The organism is Okeania sp. SIO3B5, assembly GCF_010692555.1.
Classification (GTDB): Bacteria; Cyanobacteriota; Cyanobacteriia; order Cyanobacteriales; family Microcoleaceae; genus Okeania.
Genome location: NZ_JAAHHG010000083.1, coordinates 1 through 22,466, shown reverse-complemented (window position 1 = coordinate 22,466; position 22,466 = coordinate 1). Strand labels below are relative to the sequence as shown.

Genomic DNA, 22,466 nt, shown 5'->3' with positions numbered 1-22,466 from the left:
TATTAAGATTTATTACTTCGATCTATTTAAGAGATTTTTTTTGTGAAATGAAAAGATTACTAATAGTATTTATTGCTTTATTAACTGTTGCAAATATTACCAGTTGTAAGACTGTAAACGACCCCCCAAATCCTCCTGTGGAAAAAATCAAAGTAGGTGGTTCCTCAGAAGGTTATCCCATCTTAGAAATATTAGAAAAAGCTAAAAATGATGACTCCATCGAAATTATTTTTATGCCAAGCAGTCAAAGTAGTGGTGGTATTAGAGGTGTTAAAGATGGATTAATTGATATAGGAGTTATCAGCAAACAACTGACAGCAGCAGAAACATCAGACAAAATAAAATATATACCTATAGTAAGAAATCTCCAATTTTTGATTATTAATGAAAAGGTAACTGGAGTTAAAAATCTCAGCACCAAACAAATTCAAGATATATACAGTGGTACTATTAATAACTGGAAGGAATTAGGAGGTCCTGATGCCGAAATAATATTATTAGACATACCAGAAGATGAAACAGAAAAGCAAATTTTGCGAAAACATCATTTAGGAGAAAATCTTCAAATCACACCAAAAGCAATCATTTTTCAAGAAGACGATCAAGTTATCAAATCTATAGCAACTACACCCTATAGTATTGGTCTTGTTGCTAATTCTCAAGAGCTAGAAGAATTTACTATTCAGAGCCTCAATATTGATAATGTCATCCCTAACAAAGCTAATATACAAAATGGTAAATATAAAATGACTCAAACTATAGGGATAGTTATTTCTTCTCAACCTACTTCTGTTACTCAAAAATTTGTTGATTTTATTTTCACTCAAGAAGCCAAGCAAAAACTAGAATTAGAAGGCTATATAGTATTAGACCTCTCTGGAAAAGAAGGAGTAGGGGAGTGAGGCAGTAGTGCCGCTACACGGAAGTCAAAATTCAGCGGAATTCAAAAGTCAAAAGTCAAAAGTCAAAAGTATTGATTGGTAAGGCTTTTAGGGTTTTGTAACTGGTTATATCATGTTCGGATAATCAGTTATAAAAAAACTTTATCCCTTTTAAGCCTTTCTTCCCTTCTGCCTCCCCCTCCTGGGAGGGGTTAGGGGTGGGTTGCCTTCTGTCTTCCTTCCTCCAAAGTGTAAGTATTCAACCGAACATGATATTAGTTATTTCTGCCATCCTGTAGTAGGGAGTTCATTAATTGATAATGGATAATTGATAATTACCTCTGGTTAAAACCGTTACGGAATTGAATATAAGGAGATATTATATCAAATCCGTTTAATTCGGTATAAAAAAATATTCCATCTTCACCCAGAGCGGAAAGAATTCTGACTTCTCTTCCCTTCTAAATTCTGAATTCTGGATTGCAGAATTGCTGTTTGCGGAGCATTCCGTAGGAAATTCTGATTCACTATCTTATTACACCGATGCTACCGGATTTGATATTATACCATGTCCGGATAATAGCGTGATAAAAAAACCTTTTCCCTTCTAACCTTTTCTTTCCTTCTGCCTCCTGCCTCCTGCCTTCTGCCTTACCTCCTCCAAAATGTAACTATTCAACCGGACATGATATTATTTCTTTTTTTTTCCCTTAAAAACAGTTATAGATTGGTTAACTCAGGAGGAGTCAACCCACCCCCGCCCCTCCCAGGAGGGGAGGACTGTTTCATTCTCGATAGGCACGGAGACACGGAGACACGGAGACACGGGGATGGAGGCTTTTAATTTATGATATTAAGTTGACTTTTCACCATTTTAGTCAGAGCAAAAGGGACGCTTATTGGCGCTCAAAATTGGCAAATTTTGGTAAGTTTTACTGTTCCACGATTCCCTCATCTCCTGTTCTCCTTAAATCGTTAATCTACAATACTTTGAAACAGCCCTGCTCCCAGGAGGGGAGCCAGGAGGGGAACTCAGGAGTCAGGAGGAAAAAGAATCACAAAGGTTTATTAGTTATGAGGATTGGAGAATTTTTTTTATGCCCAATTCCCTCGGATTTGATATCATCTCCCCTACTCCCCTACTCCCCTACTCCCCTACTCCCCTACTCCCCTACTCCCTTACTGCACGCCCTCAATAGGAGCAAAACCTTGCCGTTGCACATTCTCAGTTATCGTGCGCGGTTCCAAAAATTGCAATAGATAATCAGGTCCTCCTGCTTTTGAACCCACACCAGACAACTTAAACCCACCAAATGGCTGCCGGGAAACGATCGCTCCTGTAATTCCACGATTAATATACAAATTCCCCACTTCAAATTCTGCTTTTGCCTGTTCAATATGAGAAGGAGTACGAGAATACAACCCACCAGTCAAAGCAAAATTTGTACCATTAGCAATTTCCAATGCTTCTGAAAAACTTTGCGCTTTCATCACCGCCAACACCGGACCAAATATTTCCTCTTGAGCAATAGTTGCCGTGGGTGACACATCCTTAAATACCACCGGGCCAACAAAATAACCATCATCTGGCGCTGCCATCTCCAGGACAACTGTAGCCTCCTGCTTACCTTGCTCAATATATTCCTTAATTCGTTTTTGTGCCTTAGCATCAATTACCGGGCCCACTTGTGTACTTGGTTTCTCCGCATCTCCAATATTGAGCGATCGCGTAGCCTCCACCAAACGATTCACAAAAGCGTCATAAATTGGTGCCAAAACCACAACCCGGGAACAAGCAGAACATTTTTGTCCGCTATAACCAAAAGCAGAATACACCACACCAGCAACTGCTTGATCTAAATCTGCACTCTCATCAACAATAATCGCATTCTTACCACCCATCTCAGCAATAACCCGCTTCAAATGTTTTTGCCCAGGGCGTAAAATTGCAGCCTCAGCATAAATTTGACAACCGACTTCCTGAGAACCAGTAAAAGTAATACTATTAACATCTGGATGTTTCACCATAAAATCACCCACCGTCGAACCTTTTCCTGGCACAAATTGAAATACTCCCTTGGGAAAACCAGCTTCTACTAATATTTCAGCAATCTTGGAAGCAATAACTGATGAAACTTCTGCTGGTTTCAACAAAGTACAGTTTCCAGTTACCAAAGATGAAACAGTCATTCCTGTAGGAATAGCTAAAGGAAAATTCCAAGGCGAAATCACCAAAGAAATACCACGAGGTTGATAATAATAACGGTCTGTTTCTCCAGCTACATCATATTTATAACCTTTGTCTAACCTTTCCATTTCATCAGCATAGTAGCGACAAAAATCAATTGCTTCAGAAACTTCGGCATTACATTGGTTAAGGGGTTTCCCAACTTCTAATACCATCCACCCTGAAAGTTCATGACGGCGTTTTTCCATTAAGTCCGCTGCTTTTCGCAATATCCCCGCTCGCTCTGTAACTGGTGTTTTCCGCCAACTAGGAAATGCTGCTTTAGCTGCTTGAATTGCTTGTTCTGCTTGTTCTACAGACATTAAACCAATTTTCCCGACTACCTCTTTCGGGTTTGATGGGTTAACAGAATCTACTATTTGCTCAGTCTGTATATATTCGCCGTCGATCAACGGGAGATATGTTTTGCCTAACTGTAGTCGTACTTGAGCAATACCATTATAAGCTTCTTGTCGTTGAGCAGCATCAGCATAGTCGCTATCAGCAGCATTGGGAAAAACAGGTTTAACAATATCGTGAATTGTTGTTTTGCCATTAGTAGTGGGAGGCGCTAACAATTCTTCAACAGGAACATTTTCTGAACTTTGTCTGAGGAATGAACTGTTCGCTGTATTTTCCAGGAGGCGACGAATTAAATATGCCATTCCTGGTAGTAGATCGCCGTAGGGACAGTAAACTCGGATGCGATAACCTTTGTCCACTAATGCTTTGGCGATTTGGTCGCCCATACCGTAGAGAACTTGCATCTCGAAGCAACGTTGGGGTACTTTTAATTCTTTGGCAATGGCGATCGCTCTTGCCTGAGAACGAACGTTATGACTACCGATAGCTGAATAGATATATTGATGATTTTCCAACATCATCTGAGTCAGCTTTTCAAAATTGGCATCGGTTTCTGGTTTATCGTTGAAAACTGGTTGTGGCCAGTCGTGTTGTAGAGCTGTGATGCTTTCTTGGTCCCAATATGCACCTTTCACCAGTCGAACAGTAACGGGATAACCCCGGAGTTTTGCCCAGTCAATAATTCCTTGCAAGTCTTTTCCGCTATCCCGCAGATATGCTTGAATAGTAACGCCGATGTCAGTGCGTTTGCAGAACTCTTCCTCCATCAACAGCTCTTTGAGGATAGCTATAGTTAGGTCTTTGTAGCTATATTGTTCCATATCAAAGTGAACTGCCACACCTAGTTCTTTGGCACGTCGGAGTAGAGTACGGATGCGTCCACTCACTCGTTCCTGACTGCCCCTAGCATCTAGGGGGTCAAACTGGGAATAGAATGCTGTGAGCTTTACAGAGACTTGCACTCGTGGTAACTGTTCGCCTTCTGCTTCGTCTATCTGAGGTACTGACGACCAACTTTTAGCAGCTTGGGTGAGTTGGGTTATCAGTTCTAGATAACGGTCTAAATACGATTGTGCTTCAGTTTCAGTAATTACTGCCTCTCCTAGTAAGTCTACGGTGAAGCACATTTTTTCTTTCCGTAGTTTTTCTAGAGTTTTGATTATTTGTTTGATGTTTTCCCCAGCAATGTATTTATGGGCGAGGGTTTCAACTGCGGGTGCAACGGTGGTGGCTGCCAGTTGGCCTGGAACTGAGTCTGGGTTGGCGAAGTTGAGCAGTTTTTTGAGAGCTTCTGGCAATTCAACTTCTTCGGTAGTCAGGTATTCTTGGAGGTGAGCAGCTATTTCTGGTTTACTGTGTAATGCTGGCAAACAGTCAATAAAGCGAAATAGTTGTACTCGCAAACCAGGGTTTGCCATTGCCCAGTCTAGGAGTTTATCATCCCACCGCATTTGATTTTGCAGTTGGCCTAACCAGGAACGGTTTTTTTCTTGAGTTGCTGCCAAGAGTTGTTTTGCTATTTCTTGGGTTCGAGTTTCATAGTTACTATTAGGTATTTGTGCGACCATTTTTTTGACAAAGTGTGGTAAATCAATTGGGATTATGTATCGGATTAGTTTAGGTTTCAGAGGATATCTGAAAAGTTTTTTGATACTGAATTTTGCCCCCCTAGCCCCCCAACTTTGGGGGGAACAAGAGTCAATTTGCTTGCTCTAGTCCCCCAAAATTGCGGGATTTAGGGGGCTTGGATGTAGCAAATGGGACTTCTCAGACAACCTCTCAAGCACTAATTTTTTTTGAAGTTAGTGTTTGTCCAAGCTTGTTTCCGTTACGTTATAGTTATCTAAATATTATCATTTAATCTGACAATATATTTTGTAATATTTTGTAGGAAAATTTTAAATAAAGCACTCTAATTATTATTAGATATCTGGTGGAAATTACAAATATTGATTATTTTTTGTGTCTTTTTCAGAAATTTTCTAGCCTGTTCCCTATTCCCTGTTTCCTGTTGCCTACTTCTGCAAAAATTCTATTCTTTTAATCTGACAATATATTTTGTAATATTTTGTAGAAAAAGTTTAAAAAACACTATCATTATTATTAGACATCTCCAGAAAAGAGGGAGTAGGCAATAGGTAGTAGAGGGAAATAATTGATAATTTCTGTGTAATAATGTAAGCATTTAGCGGTCAGCCATCAGCTCTCAGCTATTGCTTTTAGTTTAGGATAAAAGCTTTATTAATTGTCTTACTACAAAATTTTGCTTCCTTGCCCTGAAAGTCAGTTGTTAATTTAAACACTGTCCTATATGAGAGAGTCTTGTTGCTGATAGCTGACAGCGAGCTAGCTGAATGCTTACGTAATAATTGATTTTATTTTTTATTATTGGAGATGTCTATTAGACATCTGGTAGAAATTACACATATGTAAGCATTCAGCCGTCAGCTATTAGCTATCAGCTATTAAGCTATTAATTTTGGGTCTGCATAAAAGCAATTTAGAAATTGAGAAAGAATTAAAAGTTACTGCCAAAGTAAGGTCTTTTAACCTTAGAAGGAATTATTCATTATTTGCTGATAGCTGAGTGCTAAGAGCTGAATGCTTACACACATATAGATGATTTTTGTGTCTTTTTCATAAATTTTCTTGCCTGTTGCCTGTTGCCTGTTGCCTGTTGCCTACTTCTACAAAAATTCTATTCTTTTTCGCAAATGTCTATTGCAATAACCGACGAATTTTTCCATAACTGATGTAAGATTTACCATCAGCAGATTGTCGTACTTCATCAACCACATATAATATTCCTTCAGCCCGAATATTACGGGGAAAACGAATATTAAAATCGGGATTATATCCATCCGAAACTACTCTTGCTCTGAGCTTACTTTTTTCCTTAATACACTGAATTAAAACTCCATCAACTACAGTATCAACAGTTTCCAAATCTTCCCATCCTCCAGTTGCTTTAGCTGCTGCCAACTTTTGAGATTTAGCCTTTTCAGTAGTAGCTGCTTTTTCTTTACCGGGTTCAACTAAGCGACGAATCTTCCCACTAACACGGTAAAAACTACCATTAGCTGAAAGTTTAATCTCATCTACAACATAGGTAACTCCTTCTTGACGAATTCCACGAGGAAACTGAACATTAAATTCCGAATTATACCCTTCTGAAATTACACGCACTCGTAGCTTTCCACCTTCTCGAAAACACTTGACTAAAACACCACTCTCAGTAGTAGAAACCGCTTCCAAACTATCTGCATTTCCAGCAGTAGAACCCCGTAATTTCAAATCATCGCGACTCCGGTTCAGACTTTGATATGATTGGTCCCGCATTTCTTTGCGACTGGCACTATCTAGTTTGCGGTTTTCAATGCGTTGAGCATAATATTCTAATTGGGCAATTTCCTCAGCTACTTCAAATATTTCATTTAATAATTTACTCTTGAGTTCGTCCACCTGAGAACGTAATACTTCCGCAGCTTCTTTGTACTGTCCTCGATCTGCCATAGCGATCGCTTCATTTTTCAGGCGAGCTATTCTCAGTTGACTTGTCTGTTCGAGTATCGACATATCTGCTTCAGTGCGACTTGCTTCTTCAGCAGAACCCACTGTTATTGTAATGGGAACTTGTCCCGATATCTGTTGAATATTGTCATCAATGTTCGTTTGATACTGATATTCTATAGTCGCAATAGTTAAAAGACCGGGATTTTTTTGCGGAGGAATTAATAGTTGTAGAGCTAACTGTTTCGCTTCAATTTGATAGACATCTCCTAATAAAATTTCCGATGCTTTTCCCTGAGTAGTTGACTGATACTTATTCAACACTTCAGAAATCTGCACTGATGCTTCTGGACGTATAGTTACTGTGAGATTTTCTGCCACAACAGAAGTCAAACTTTCTAACTCGATGCGATAAACATCAACTGCATCATCTGGAGATTGAATAAAATAAAAATTTCCGCCAGCAGCATCTGCTATATCGATCAGCAAGTCTTCATTAAAGTTAGTGCCAAAACCTAAAGTTGTCGTGATAATTCCCTGTTCAGCTTGTTGTTTAGCAGTTTTTGTCAAAGCTTGAGGGTTAGTAATTCCCATGTTAGCTTGGCCATCGGTAAGCAGAAGGACGCGATTCAGTCGTTCCTCAGTTTGTTGAGATTTAACGCATTCGCAACCCATCAACCAACCACCACTCAGGTTCGTACAACCTCCAGCTCTAATTCGATTTATTTGAGTAGAAATTTTTGCTTTGTCTGCTGCTGTCTGTGGGGGTAATATCGTTTCTGGAGTATCATCATAGATAACAACAGAGACAATATCATCAGGGTTGAGGGACTCAACTAACTTTTGAGCAGCCTTAATTGCATAACGTAGAGGTTTGCCGCCCATTGAACCAGAGCGATCGATAACTAAACTCAAGTTTAATGAACGACGGTTAGATGTTTGGACTTGCTCCTCAGCGTTGAAATTAAGAATTAAGTCGAGTGTTGCTTCAGTATCAATAGCAATTAGAGAGTGGGAAAGAGAATAATTTGCTTTCATTAATTTTTACCTCTTTGAAACTGTCGATCGTCATTTCAATTCACTTTACTTTCCTAGATCATGCTGCGCAAACAGGCAGAGGTACTGATAGCGTAGCTCCTCCGGAGGAGGCTAACTGATAACTGAAATGACATCTTTAAAGTGAATTGGTATCACATCTTGTACTAATATCATGTTCGGATAATCAGTTATAAAAAACCAACTGCGATCTAACCTTGCTCTTTCCCTTCAGCATAGCTGCCTCCTGCCTCCTGCCTTCGATCCACAGATATTATAAGTATTTAACCGAACATGATATAAATCAGTATAGCACTACGCAAATAGGTATAGAGGGGAGATAGAGGATGGAGTTCATGGAAGTCTTGATGAATTATTCCCTCTATCCCATGTACAACTCTATGAGTTTCAAATTTTGATGCGAGTAAATGTAAATATACCAAATTGGGTTCTCCTCATAGTTAACATACCTTTTTTCTACTAATGCGTATGTCGCAATAATACAATGTAATATAAATGTAGCTCGGAGATTGCTTGAGATAATGGAGCGATCGCTTAATTTAGATTCCTTCTTCTACTAATGCGTATATCGCAATAATACAATGTAATATAAATGTAGCTCGGAAATTGGTAGAGAAACATAGAGCGATCGCTTAATTCAGATTCCTTCTTCTACTAATGCGTATATCGCAATAATACAATGTAATATAAATGTAGCTCGGAAATTGGTAGAGAAACATAGAGCGATCGCTTAATTTAGATTCCTTCTTCTACTAATGCGTATGTTGCAATATTACAATGTAATATAAATGTAGTTCGGAAATTGGTGGATAAACCTAGAGCGATCGCTTAATTTAGATTCCTTCTTCTACTAATGCGTATGTCGCAATAATACAATGTAATATAAATGTAGTTCGGAAATTGGTGGATAAACTTAGAGCGATCGCTTAATTTAGATTCCTTCTTCTACTAATGCGTATGTTGCAATATTACAATGTAATATAAATGTAGTTCGGAAATTGGTGGATAAACCTAGAGCGATCGCTTAATTTAGATTCTTTGTTCTACTAATGCGTATGTCGCAATATTACAATGTAATATAAATGTAGTTCAGAAATTGGTGGATAAACCTAGAGCGATCGCTTAATTTAGATTCTTTGTTCTACTAATGCGTATGTCGCAATATTACAATGTAATATAAATGTAGTTCAGAAATTGGTGGATAAACTTAGAGCGATCGCTTAATTTAGATTCTTTGTTCTACTAATGCGTATGTCGCAATATTACAATGTAATATAAATGTAGTTCAGAAATTGGTGGATAAACTTAGAGCGATCGCTTAATTCAAATATAAAAATCTTGATGGGAATATAGATGGGGCTAAAAGGGGGAGGCTTTAAACCCAATTTTTCGGTAAACTACCAAGGATCAAATCGAGCGATTATGATGTTGGCTTTTAGTAGCCCTCAAGAATATCCCATATAGTTACTTGGGACAAATTGACAAATATTTGGCAAAAGTAAAGTAGATAAGAAATACACAAGTGCAATTCAGAGGTGGAATCAAAATGCAATTATCACAACGTCTAGCTCCCCTAAGCTTTAACGTATTTGCCGATATGGACAGGGCAAAAGCATTGGCAAAAGCAGCAGGGCAAGATTTGATAGATTTGTCTCTGGGGTCTTCTGACTTACCAGCGCCTTCCCACGCCCTAGAAGCGATCGCTCAATCTTTGTCAGACTCTACTACTCATGGTTATTCATTATTTTCTAGCACTCAAGCTTTTCGGCAGGCAGCAGCTCAGTGGTATACCGATAAATTTGACATTCCAGTTGACTCAGAAACTGAAGTTTTACCACTAATTGGTTCCCAGGAAGGTACGGCTCATTTACCCCTGGCTATACTTAATCCTGGTGATTTTGCTTTACTGCAAAACCCTTGTTATCCTTCTCATAGTGGTGGGGTGTTTTTAGCAGGGGGTCAAGTTTACCCAATGCCTTTATTAGCAGAAAATGGATTTTTGCCTGTTTTAGCAGATATACCTCAAGCTGTTTTATCTCAGGCAAAAATGATGATTTTGAGTTATCCTCATAATCCAACAACAGCGATCGCTCCTTTATCTTTTCTCCAAGAAGCTGTTACTTTTTGCCAAAAACATAATTTAGTCTTAGTTCACGATGCTCCATATTTAGACTTTGTTTTTGATACCTTTTCTCAAGCACCCGAAAAACAATCTATCGCTCCTTCTATTTTTCAAGCAGACCCAGAAAAAAGTGTTTCCATAGAATTTTTTACTATGTCAAAATCTTATAGTATGGGCGGTTTCCGAGTAGGTTATGCCATTGGTAATGCTGAATTAATTCAAGCTTTGCGACAAGTAAAGGCTTGTATTGATTTTAACCAGTATCAGGGTATTCTCAATGGAGCGATCGCGGCTTTAACTGGCCCTCAAGAGGTAGTTAGAGAAACTGTGGACATTTTTCGCCAACGTCGGGATGTATTTGTTGGCGCATTGCATCAAATTGGTTGGCCTGTGCCCACTCCATCGGCCACTATGTATGTTTGGGCTAAACTACCGGAACCATGGACTAAGAATTCTGTGGGGTTCTGTGTGGACTTAGTAAAAAATACTGGGGTAGCAGTAGCCCCAGGAGCTGGTTTTGGTAAGGCTGGAGAGGGATATGTGAGGTTTGCTTTGGTTCATAACTCTGAGATTTTGTCAAGGGCTGTGGAGAAGATCTCAGTATTTTTACAGAAATAATGTTTTGTGCTGCTGTTAATGCAATAGTTGCGTTAAATTAATTTTAAGGTTAGTCATAGGTAAGCATTCAGCTATTAGCTGTCATGAGAGAGTTTTAATGAATATAGACTTTTTAGTAAAGCTTTTATCTAAAACTAAAAGCAATAGCTGATTGCTGACGGCTGAATGCTTACGTCATAGTGAGTTTTTCCTGATAATATTCTGGAGAAACACTAGCTTTGATTTTTGAGTTTTTTTAAATAGGGAAAAATGATTATTTAATAGAAGTAATTAATTGATTATATGGAGTGTCATTTTTGTATTAATCGTGATTTACGTAGAAATACATAAGTGTTTTTTAGTAGCTTTTTTGAATACTAATTTTTACTAAAACTTCATATAAAAACAGTCTAGAAATATAGACATTCGGCGATAAAACTGCTTATAATAGAGGAGAATAGAAAGGAAAAAACTTAGATAACTGGCAAACAAGATCAAAGATAACTAAAGGTGCATTGTTATACAAATAAAGTGAACAAGAATCATCAGTTTAAGTGATTTGAAACACACATAAAATCTTGTTACTTATGCTTGAATAAACATAATAGATAAATTTCAATTTTACCAGTCACTATATATTTTTCAATCTAGCTAACTATTACAACACACACATAAAATAAAGGAAACAAAAATTATGACAGTATTAGTAAAGAAATTTTTAGCAGGTGCTTCCATTGTCGCTGGTATGAGTGCAGTATTAGGCGCTCCAGCAATGGCAGTAAGCCTTACAGGCGCTACAGTAACTGGAGATCATGTAATATATGGATACGATCAAGTTCAAGGTGACTTAGACCCTGGTGTTGGTACTGCACTTGAGGCTCTTAATGGTTATGGTAATGTCGAATTATCTGGTCAGCTAGGCAATTCTGGTGCTGTAAGTGTTTTAAACCCTACAACTTTGGAAGTCTTGTTTGATGACGGTTCAGACGTAACATTCCGTAGCTTCACTCGTGATGACTGGGGAAAATATGGAGCTGATTGGTTTAATGAAGCTTGGAACGATAGCACAAGTGGGTTTCAAAACTATATAAACGCAACATTTGGTGTTACTAATTATTTCCAGGCTTTGACAGGTTTCACACTACAGAAGGGCTATCAGCAATTCAGCGATCCTAATGTTGCTTCTGTGAGCAAAGATGATGAGGGTAATTTATTCTTCACACTTGCAGGCCATAACAATCATAGCTCAGGCGTAAACTTAAGTGAACTGATTATAGCTGAGGTTAATGGTAAGGAGCACTTTCTTTATAAGATTGGTGGACCAGACAGACTAGCTACAGTATTTGACGATGATTCTGAAAGATCTCATGAAGGTCTCTATGATTTTGAAATTAAACCAGGTTCAGGAAGTGGTATTCTAGGTGAAAGTATACCTGAACCTTCTACTGTATTAGGTCTAATGGCTATCGGTGGTTTGCTTGCTGCTACTAAGCGCAAGTCTCAAAAGTAAAGCATTCAGAATAGCTTCTCTGTTTTTGTGAGCATGAAAGTTGGGAGTCAATGAGACTCCCTTATTTTTTTGTTTGAGTTTCTGTCAGAGCATTAACTTAATCAGAGAATGACGATATGATAAGTAGGGTTTGCTGAAAAAGTCTTATGGTGATGATAGGGAACAGGGAACAGTTTAGAGCATCTACTACGGCCAAATTTTCTGATAGTAAGGGGAAAAATATTAGCATTTTGAGACTACAACAGCCAAAAACCAGGCGCCCCCTCAGCAATATTTAACCCTGCAAGCCTTTACAGGTATTGATTACAAATTTATGAGCGCAAGCTCTAAGTAATAAAAAAACCTTCTCCCTTTCCCTTTGAACTTTTCTTTCCTTCTGCTTCCTGCCTTCCTCAAAAGTGTAACTATTCAACCGGACATTATATGACTCCCTGTTGCCTGTTGTCTAAAATCTAAAAATTTTGTACCTCATCAACTGCTACAGCACTTTGCGACTCTATGAGGTAAACCTATCGCGGGCAAGATGCCCGCACTATAATGTTTTCATCATTTATCCCGTACATCATATCATGTCCGGTTGAATAATTAGACTTTGGTGGAAGGAAGGCAGGAGGCAGGAGGCAGGAGGCAGAAGGTTTTCTTTCATTGTCACCTTAATTTTATACACGCTCCGATGCTACCGGACATGATATCATTTGCTCGAAATCTGCTGTAAACTGCCCTAATTAGGGCTTGCTGATTAATTCTCGCGCGTATTGACTGATATTGGTTTGAGCCTTTTTTGGTCGAAAAAAGTGTAAGCTTTTCGGTAGAAAAAGCTCATGCATGCTAGTATTTTGGGATGATTATGGCAGAACAATCTTGGGACAATTCTTACTCCTACTTCCTCGCTCCCAAGCCATTTCTCCTGTTTCCTGTCTCCTACCCCAGCAAAAAGACTTTTTCAGCAAGCCCTAATTATTGAACAAACATGAATTATGCAACAATACAAAAAAACTGCTTCATAAAACTGATACAAAGCGTCACATCGATGCGACAAATTGATGTTTACTTCCTGCTTCTACTGAGGCCGTCGGCGGTTACTCATCCACAGGCATTTTCATGTCGGCGACAGCCGAAACGGTCAAGCCAACCGCATCTCTACACTCTATACTTACATTTAAGTCTTTGTCAATTAACATAACTAAAAAAGTCCTCAAACCCTTACTATGCCCTACCTAGTAGGAAGCGGGATTTCAGGATAGGTCTACGTCTATGTCTATATAGATAGACTGCCAGAAATGCGAATAGCAGGGATTAGTGCAGAAGATACAAAGCGTCACCCTCGTTACTACTTGCCTGTGAGAACTAGCGTATTATGTCGATAAATTGCGCAAATTGTTAACTAAGTCGAAACTCCCCTTTTTTTTAGAGGAGTGATGGTATTTTATTACCAGATGACTTATGTTTGTTGATTTTATCCTTGAGATAACCAAGTGATTTGTAACTCGTTTTTCTGTGATGCTAATGTTGAAGGGAGATTTAAATAACTCTTGCCTGCCAGAACAGAATTTACACCATTGTTGCAAGCGACAACTTTCTGGTTGGGAAGAGTTGCAAATGCAGGACAATTTCCAAAAGTACAATTACTTGCTGCCACATAAGCGTCATAATCAACCTCTTGGATACATCCAGCCCAATCTTGAGGATCGGTTAAGTCGCCAACAGAACCTGCACACTTGAGTCCATTTACCAGACCAATAGCTTTGATAGCACAACCGGCATCAACGCTACAACCATTTTTTGAGTAGATGCCTAACTTACCTTGTTTTTTATCAGGGTCATATTTTTTTACGTTTCCTTTATACAATTTATTGAGTTTGTTAGGTTTTTTAAGGAGTGTAGCTGAATTCGTTTTTGGTATAATTATAGCCATTGCCTCAAGAAAATTTCTTTGGTTCTCACCAAGCTGGAGATCGTCAGAATTAGGATCATCAAGGACAATACTCTTTAAATCCTTCTTATTATGCTCATAGCCAAAAAATACAGCTTCTGCTGAAGTAGGTGTGAGGATACCCGCAGCTAAAACAGATAATCCAGCGATCGCAGTTACTAACCTTTTCATAATTAATTCTCTCCTAAAATAAAATAATTATTTTTTTGCTTTCCAATTAATTTGGAATATCTATAGTATCAGTTTTATTACTTAAGGATATGGAGTATATAAGTAAAAAAATATACTAGCCTTGCCTAGTTAGAATAAATTGAATTTTGCTTAACAATACTCAAGATTGTTATTCAACAAAGGATGTAAGCAGCTTTTAACTGTTTTATTTTCTTGACACCACTTAAGCTTAAGCTTTTTACACTCTAACTTATATATTAACTCTAATTCCAGGTATCGTCAATAGAATAAATGTGAAGATACAGCAAAGATTGAAAGCCTATTTACTAAGTAGAATTCCGTATACTGAAACTTTATTGATAACTTCCTAGTCAAAGGATGAATGTCTGATTATTTCGTGAAGTTATAATAAATCCGGCGATCGAAAGAACCTTTATGATCAAGGCAAGGCAGAAGGCAGAAGGAATAATAAAAAAGGGTTATATCATGTCCGGTTAAACAGTTATATCATGTCCGGTTGAATATTTACACTTTGGAGGAGGTAAGGCAGAAGGCAGGAGGCAGGAGGCAGAAGGTTTTCTCAAGAGTGTCACCTTAATTTTATACACGCTCCGATGCTACCGGACATGATATTATTTATAAATAACTACGGAGGAGTCAGGAGTCAAGAATCAGGAGGAAAGAGGGAAGAAAGAATAACAACAGGAGAAGAAGGAGAAAGTTTTTTTATAACTAATTATCCGGACATGATATTAGAGAGGAAGGGCGAAAAACGTGATGTATGATTGCTGGATTTGGTATTAGTGTTAGAAAAATGAAATACTAGATTAATAATGTCTCTATCTTTGATGATAGTTAGGACAAATTAAAAAGCAAGTAACTACTATAAGTCAGTAAAATTAACCATGAAAGGAACTAACACCAATCCAATATCCATTCAAGCGGCCCAATTTATCAAACTGGCAGGGCTAATATTAATAATCTTCACCCTAATCAACTACATTCTACTATTGTTTCCTCTCAACTTAGGAGATATAGAATGGCGATTAAATTTTACAACCCAGCTAGTAAATCAAGGCATTTTACCAATCCTAGGAATAGCACTAATGTTTGCTGCTTATGGCTTTGAAGATATAGTTGGTGTATCAAAAGCACAACCACAAATTGGCTGGAATAATTTAAAATTCTGGGTTTGTCTAGTATCCTTATTTTTAGGAATTATTTTTCTACTATTAATTCCCCTACATATTACCAGTGCTCTTGCAGGTAGCAACCAAGCTATTGAAAAGGTCAATCAAGATGCTGTTGATGCCCAGAAACAGTTAGAAGAACGTCTTTCACAACAACAAGCTCAAATTACAAATTTACTAAAAAGTAACCAACGAATAGAAGACTTTGTTGGGGACGTGGAGCTTACAGAAGATCAGTTAGAAACTTTCGAGAAGTTTAAAAATAACCCGGCAGCTCTCGAAGCTCAAACAAAAGCGATTAAGGATGAACTAACAAAACAAATAGAAGCCAAAAGGCTAGAAGCGGAACAAAGGTCACAACTGGGAGTCTTCAAGTCTACCATCAAAACAGGTCTTGGTAGTCTATTATTGGCAAGTTGTTATTTAACATTTGGCTGGGGTGGTATGAGAGGGAGTAAACCTAGAAGGTCTCGCTAACCTAATTTATGCTGTGGGATTACTGAATATTAAGGAAGGCAGGAGGCAGGAGGCAGGAGGCAGGAGGCAGGAGGCAGAAGGTTTTCTCAAGAGTGTCACCTTTATTTTATACACGCTCCGATGCTACCGGACATGATATTACATACAAATGTGAATGGTACGGCAGTGAATTAGTCATAGCGGATAGATATTATCCAAGTTCTCAAATATGTTCAAACTGTGGACATCAACAGAAAATGCCGTTACATTTGAGAACTTATGTTAGCGCAGCTTTGCGTTAGCAAATATAGTGAATGCGGTTTTGAAACTGATAGAGATTTGTTTGCGGAGCATGACAAACGGAAATGCTGCTATCAACCTGAAAAACTATGTGTATCAGTAGCTTGAATCAAGAGCGAATTTAAGCCTGTGGAGAAGATAAGTTATATCATGTCCGCTGGTATCGGAGCGTGTAAACCCAAAGGTGAATATCTACAGGAAATTTAAGTTTTTTTCTGGCTCTTAGGTATTCCTGACTGTTCCCTGTTGATATTCTATTGTTCCCTATTCCCTATTCCCTATTCCCTAGCGCTACGCGCTATACCAAAAACTGGAGATTTACCCAAGCCAAATCGGAAAACTATGAACAACAATATTACCCTTAACCTTCCCAACTACTACCTCAGCGAAAACTTATACCAAGGAACACGCACTTTAGTCTATCGTTGCCAACGAAACTGGGACAAAAAATCAGTAATTATCAAAGTTTTACAAAATCCTCACCCCAATTTCTCTGAATTAGTCCAATTCCGCAACCAATATATTATTACCCGTCATCTGGAACATCCGGCCATTGTCAAACCTCTAGCTTTGGAACGCTTGAATAATGGCTATGCTCTCATTATGCCAGATTCAGGAGCGATCGCTCTGTCTGATTATTGGCCAAAATCAGAACAAAACCTCAACAATTTCCTCAACATCGCCATCCAACTAGCAGAAGTTCTCCACTATCTCATCCAGAAACGCATCATCCACAAAGACATAAAACCCACTAATATTCTCATTCATCCGGAAACTAAACAAGTCCAACTCATTGACTTCAGCATTTCCAGTTTACTACCTACTGAACAACAACAACTGCTCAACCCCAATATTTTAGAAGGAACTCTTGGTTACATTTCCCCCGAACAAACCGGACGCATGAACCGAGGTATTGACTATCGTACTGATTTCTATTCTCTGGGAGTAACCTTCTTTAAACTCTTAACGGGAGAATTACCTTTTACTACTACTGATCCGATGAAATTGGTATATTGCCATATTACCCAAACAGTTCAGTTTCCAGTCAACATCGAAATTCCGGAAGTCTTGCAGGAAATAGTTATCAAGTTGATGAGTAAGAATGCGGAAGACCGTTATCAAAGTGCTTTGGGATTGAAATATGATTTAGAGAAATGTCTACAACAGTTAGAAACTACAGGGAAAATTACATCGTTTGAGTTGGGAGAAAGGGACTTGTGCGATCGCTTCCTGATTCCGGAAAAACTCTATGGACGGGAAACCGAAGTACAAACCTTATTAGATGCTTTTGATAGAGTTAGTAATCCCCCCCAACCCACTGAAGTCAGAAGTCAGAAGTCAGAAGTCAGAGGTAATACTTCCCACACTTCCCACACCTCCCCACCCTCTCCGCGTCTCCGCGTCTCCCCATCTCCGCGTCTTCTTTTAGTGGCAGGATTTTCAGGGATTGGCAAAACTGCTGTGATTAATGAAGTTCATAAACCTATAGTTCGACAAAGGGGTTATTTTATCAAAGGCAAGTTTGACCAATTTAATCGCAATATACCCTTTAGTGCTTTTGTGTCAGCTTTCCGAGATTTGATTAATCAATTATTAGGAGAATCTGATACAAATTTAGCTAATTGGAAGACCAAGATTCTGGAAGTTGTGGGAGAAAATGGTCAGGTTTTGATTGATGTAATTCCCGAATTAGAATTTATTATTGGTAAACAACCACCAGCTCCGGAACTGTCTGGTAGTGCCGTACAAAATCGCTTCAATCTACTATTTAGTAAATTCGTTAGTATTCTAACCACTAAATACCATCCCTTAGTTATATTTTTAGATGATTTACAGTGGGGAGATTCAGCTTCATTGAAGTTACTTAAAGTGTTAATCAATGAATCAGAAACAGGATATTTATTAGTATTAGGAGCTTATCGAGATAATGAGGTTTTTCCAGCTCATTCATTAATGTTGACTCTGGATGAAATGCAAAAACAAGATGCAAATATTAATACTATTACTCTGAATCCTTTAGATAAAAAAGATGTGACACAATTAGTAGCTGATACATTATTATGTTCAACAGAAATTGCTACACCTTTATCTGAATTAGTGTATCAAAAAACTAGAGGAAATCCATTTTTTACCACTCAATTTTTGCAAGGTTTGTATGAAGAAAACTTGATAAAAATCAATAGAGAAAATGGGTATTGGGAATGCGATTTAACTCATATCAGGCAGTTAGCTCTGACGGATGATGTGGTGGAATTTATGGTAGGGCGTTTACGAAAACTACCAGATGTCACTCAAAATATGCTGAAGTTAGCAGCTTGTATAGGGAATCGTTTTGACTTAGTAATGTTGACGGTAGTGTGTGAAAAATCTCAAGAGGAAGTGGCAACAGATTTATGGGGAGCTTTACAAGAAGGTTTTGTGATTCCGGAAACTCAAACCTATAAGTTTTTTCAGGGAGAACAACAAGAACAAAATATTGAAAATATTTCAGTTAATTATCGGTTTTTGCATGACAGGGTGCAACAAGCTGCCTACTCATTAATTTCTGACAATCAAAAACCAGCTACCCATTACCATATTGGTAAACTTCTACTAACAAAACTTTCCCAAACAGAACAAGAGGAGAGACTTTTTGATATTGTCAACCATCTGAATTTTGGGAAATCTCTGATTAATGACAAAAGGGAGCAAGAGAAGCTAGCAGAACTCAACTTAGCTGCTGGTAAAAAAGCTACATCTGCTACAGCTTATCAAGCTGCAATTGAGTATCTAGAAACAGGTATTAATTTACTAGAAAAAGATGCCTGGGTGAATCAATATAACTTGAATTTAAACTTTCACCATCACTTAGCAGAGGCTCAATTAAGTAATTCCAACTATAAGGAATTGGAACAGACTATTGCCATTGCTTTACAACAAGTTACTTCTCCTATAGAGCAGGCAGATTTTTATCGTATTCAAGTCGCTCAATTTAGTGTACAAGGTAAATATGAAGAAGCAATCCAGGCAGGTTTGATAGGATTAAAAAACCTGGGGATTGAGATTGATACCAACAACTTAACTAAGCTAGTTGAGTCAGAGTTTGCTTCTCTTAACCAGAGTTTGACAGCACGCTCTATTTCCTCACTATTAGATTTACCGACAACAGTTGAACAATTTATTCAAGCAACGATTAAATTGCTAATTTCTCTAGATGCAGCCCTGTATGCAACTTCCAGTATTGAACTTTACAGTTTTATCTCTCTAAGAGCAGCTTGCCTATCAATTAAACATGGAAATATTCCTGAATCAATCAAGGCTTATGCTAACTGTGGACTACTTCTAGCATTCCAAGGGCAGTATCAAAGGGCTTATGAATTGGGAGATTTAGCTATGCAACTAAGTTACAAACTCAATAGTAAATCTCAGAGGTGTCAAGCTGGATTAATGTTTGGAGTTTTTATTCAGCCTTGGGCAAAACCAATAACAGGTGCAGCATATATAAATTATGAGAGCTTTCTAGCAGGATTGGAGTCTGGAGAAATTCAATATGCTGGTTATAATTTATTAGCCAATATTGCAAATCGATTCTTCCAAGGAGACAATTTAGCAGCAGTTGCCTTAGATTTAGAAAAATATGAGTTAGTAGCAAATAAAATCCAGCACGAGCTTCTGCAAGTAGCACTAGGCGGAGCCAAAATTTTTGTTACCAAACTTTGCTTAGATCAAGAGGCAGAGCAAAGTGATGATGCAGTGATTGAAGCTGAAAAATTAATCACTCGTGTAGAAACATCGCAAATATGGCACTCAGTTTGTATCTATTACATTCTGAGAATGCACCTTTCTTGTTTAACAGAAAACTTTGAGGTGGGTTTAAACTATGCAACCAAAGCCGAAAAAATTTTTAGCTATGTCGCAGGTTACACAACTTCTACTGGTTACTACTATTATGGTTCTCTGATTTTACTCAATTCCTATTCTGGTATGTCTGCGGCAGAAAAGACTAATGCTTGGCAGCAAATAGAATCCAATCAGCAGCAGCTCAAAAATTGGTCAGATAGCTGTTGTGAAAATTTTCTACATAAATATCTTTTAGTTGAAGCCGAACGATGTCGGTATCTGGATCAAAAATTGGAAGCAATTGATCTATACGATCGCGCTATTACCGAAGCTAAGAATAACGAATACATTCAAGAAGAAGCTTTGGCCAACGAATTGGCAGCCAAATTTTACCTAAATTGGGGTAAGGAAAAATCAGCCATGGGATATATGCAATCAGCTTACTACTGTTATGCTCGTTGGGGAGCCAAGGCTAAAACTGACCAACTTGAACAAACTTATCCTCAACTCCTGAGTTCGATTCTCCAAAAATATAGTCAGTCTCTTGCCAATGATATGGAATTAGAGACTTCTACCCAATCTTTCGGTACGCTTAACAGCAATAGCTCTGTCTTTGACTTCGCTTCTACTCTTAAATCTTCTCAGGCTATTTCTGGAGAAATTGAATTGAACTCCTTAGTCTGTAAATTAATGGAGATTCTCATTGAGAATGCTGGAGCAAACAAAGGAATCTTGTTGTTAAAATACTCCAATAACTGGGAAATTGTTACTCAAGGCGATCGCGAAGATTGTTACATCAGCACTATTTCTCCAGAAGCAACGACAGATCTACCCTATACAATTATTAATACCATTAAACGGACGCAACAGACCTTAATTATTAACAACTTTGAGCAAAACAACAACTTCACCAGCGATCCCTACTTTATTCAAAAAAAACCCAAAAGTTTCCTCTGTACTCCCATTCTTAACCAAGGAAAATTAATCGGCATTCTCTACCTGGAAAACAACCTCACTACAGACGCTTTCACTCCAGAGCGTATAGAAGTTCTCAATCTGCTCACTGCCCAAGCAGCTATCTCTATTGAAAATGCTAAACTTTACCAGGAGTTAGAAACTAAAGTTGAGCAGAGAACCCAACATCTGCAACAAGCTCTACAAAAATTGCAGCAGACTCAAACTCAACTCATCCAAACTGAAAAAATGTCTTCTTTAGGTCAAATGGTAGCCGGAATCGCCCATGAAATCAATAATCCTATTACCTTTATTTCCGGCAATATTACTCACGCTCGCGAATATGTTCAGGAATTAGTAGAGCTGCTCAACCTTTACCAGGAGAACACCATTGCTCCCATTCCTGTACAAGATAAATTAGAAGATATAGACCTAGAATTTTTATGTGAGGACTTAGAAAAAATATTTAATTCTATGAAAACAGGAAGCAATCGCATCAGCCAAATTGTTCTCGGTTTGCGCAATTTCTCCCGCATCGATGAATCCCAAAGAAAGCGGGTAAATATCCATGATGGATTAGAGAATACCTTAATGATTTTGCAACATCGCCTCAGAGGTAATACGGAGCATCCAGAGATTGCGATTGTGAAAAAATATGGTCAACTACCTCGGGTTAACTGTTATCCGAGTCAACTTAATCAAGTATTTTTGAATATTCTCACGAACTCTATTGATGCTTTAATTACCTTCAAAACCCAGGATTCTCCTCAAATTAATATCAGCAGCGAAATGCTAGATGCACAAACAGCAAGAATTTCCATTGCCGACAATGGGCCAGGAATGAGCGAAAATGTGCTACAAAAAATATTCGATCCCTTTTTCACTACTAAACCAGTTGGTCAAGGAACTGGTCTGGGTTTGTCTATTAGTTACCAAATAGTTACGGAGCAACATGGAGGTCAATTGCAGTGTTTTTCGGAAATGGGGCAAGGCACGAAGTTTATGATAGAGATACCAGTTTAATTTAGGGTTTGCTGAATAAGTCTTTTTGCTAAGGCAGGGAGTAGGGAGTAGGGAGTAGGGAGTAGCTAAGAATCAAGAGTTAGAAGGAGTTATAGAGGAGGTAGGAAGAAAAATTATCCCTTGCCAACTCTGCCCAACTATACGCCAAAATACTCACTTTCTGAGCTTTCTCAGGCTCAAATCCGGTACTTTTTAACGTTCTAAAAATGCTAAAACCTTTATCTATAAAGACTTTGATATTTAATCAGCAAACCCTAATTACTTCAATATTTAATCTCCCCCACTCCCCCACTCCCCTACTCCCTCACTCCCCCACTCCCCCACTCCCCCACTCCCCCACTCCCCTACTCCCCC

General features: G+C 38.3%; 8 protein-coding genes and 1 pseudogene. 6 read left to right on the top strand and 3 right to left on the bottom strand.

The window, feature by feature from the left end:
* Positions 1-47: 47 nt before the first annotated feature.
* Complete coding sequence (locus F6K54_RS13810; RefSeq protein WP_293078361.1) at positions 48-902, top strand: PstS family phosphate ABC transporter substrate-binding protein; 855 nt, start codon at positions 48-50, stop codon at positions 900-902.
* Positions 903-2,060: 1,158 nt separating this feature from the next.
* Here F6K54_RS13810 and pruA read toward each other — a convergent pair.
* Positions 2,061-5,039: an L-glutamate gamma-semialdehyde dehydrogenase gene (gene pruA / locus F6K54_RS13805; protein ID WP_293078359.1), complete on the bottom strand. Its 2,979-nt coding sequence runs from the start codon at positions 5,037-5,039 to the stop codon at positions 2,061-2,063.
* A 1,150-nt stretch (positions 5,040-6,189) separates the two neighbouring features.
* The gene (locus F6K54_RS13800) at positions 6,190-8,019 is read right to left on the bottom strand and encodes a VWA domain-containing protein (RefSeq protein ID WP_293078357.1); all 1,830 of its coding nucleotides are present in this window, start codon (positions 8,017-8,019) and stop codon (positions 6,190-6,192) included.
* Positions 8,020-9,583: 1,564 nt separating this feature from the next.
* On the opposite strand from F6K54_RS13800, the gene F6K54_RS13795 reads away from it, so the two are divergent.
* Entirely contained in the window at positions 9,584-10,777 is a 1,194-nt protein-coding gene (locus F6K54_RS13795) for an LL-diaminopimelate aminotransferase (protein WP_293078355.1), read from the top strand.
* Between the two features lie 673 nt (positions 10,778-11,450).
* A complete protein-coding gene (locus tag F6K54_RS13790; protein ID WP_293078353.1) occupies positions 11,451-12,266 on the top strand; it encodes an NF038130 family PEP-CTERM protein in 816 nt (271 codons plus the stop codon).
* Positions 12,267-13,722: 1,456 nt separating this feature from the next.
* On the opposite strand, the gene F6K54_RS13785 is transcribed toward F6K54_RS13790, so the two are convergent.
* Entirely contained in the window at positions 13,723-14,370 is a 648-nt protein-coding gene (locus F6K54_RS13785) for a hypothetical protein (RefSeq protein ID WP_293078351.1), read from the bottom strand.
* 905 nt (positions 14,371-15,275) lie between these two features.
* Between F6K54_RS13785 and F6K54_RS13780 the strand changes: the two genes are divergently transcribed.
* The 3 genes and pseudogenes from F6K54_RS13780 (at position 15,276) to F6K54_RS13770 (ending at position 22,112) form a co-directional block, all read left to right on the top strand.
* On the top strand, positions 15,276-16,037 hold the full coding sequence (locus F6K54_RS13780; RefSeq protein ID WP_293078349.1) for an HpsJ family protein: 762 nt from the start codon (positions 15,276-15,278) through the stop codon (positions 16,035-16,037).
* Positions 16,038-16,180: 143 nt separating this feature from the next.
* Positions 16,181-16,424, top strand: a pseudogene (locus F6K54_RS43785) (zinc ribbon domain-containing protein); the annotation flags it as partial.
* A 234-nt stretch (positions 16,425-16,658) separates the two neighbouring features.
* Positions 16,659-22,112 carry an ATP-binding sensor histidine kinase gene (locus tag F6K54_RS13770; protein ID WP_293078347.1) on the top strand — a complete coding sequence of 1,818 codons (5,454 nt, stop codon included), beginning with the start codon at positions 16,659-16,661 and terminating at the stop codon, positions 22,110-22,112.
* The last annotated feature ends 354 nt before the right edge of the window (positions 22,113-22,466 follow it).

Coding starts and splice junctions, on each gene's coding strand:
- F6K54_RS13800 (WP_293078357.1), bottom strand. CDS start 8,019: ATGAAAGCAAATTATTCTCTTTCCCACTCTCTAATTGCTATTGATACT.
- F6K54_RS13780 (WP_293078349.1), top strand. CDS start 15,276: ATGAAAGGAACTAACACCAATCCAATATCCATTCAAGCGGCCCAATTT.
- F6K54_RS13810 (WP_293078361.1), top strand. CDS start 48: ATGAAAAGATTACTAATAGTATTTATTGCTTTATTAACTGTTGCAAAT.
- F6K54_RS13795 (WP_293078355.1), top strand. CDS start 9,584: ATGCAATTATCACAACGTCTAGCTCCCCTAAGCTTTAACGTATTTGCC.
- F6K54_RS13785 (WP_293078351.1), bottom strand. CDS start 14,370: ATGAAAAGGTTAGTAACTGCGATCGCTGGATTATCTGTTTTAGCTGCG.
- pruA (WP_293078359.1), bottom strand. CDS start 5,039: ATGGTCGCACAAATACCTAATAGTAACTATGAAACTCGAACCCAAGAA.
- F6K54_RS13790 (WP_293078353.1), top strand. CDS start 11,451: ATGACAGTATTAGTAAAGAAATTTTTAGCAGGTGCTTCCATTGTCGCT.
- F6K54_RS13770 (WP_293078347.1), top strand. CDS start 16,659: ATGAACAACAATATTACCCTTAACCTTCCCAACTACTACCTCAGCGAA.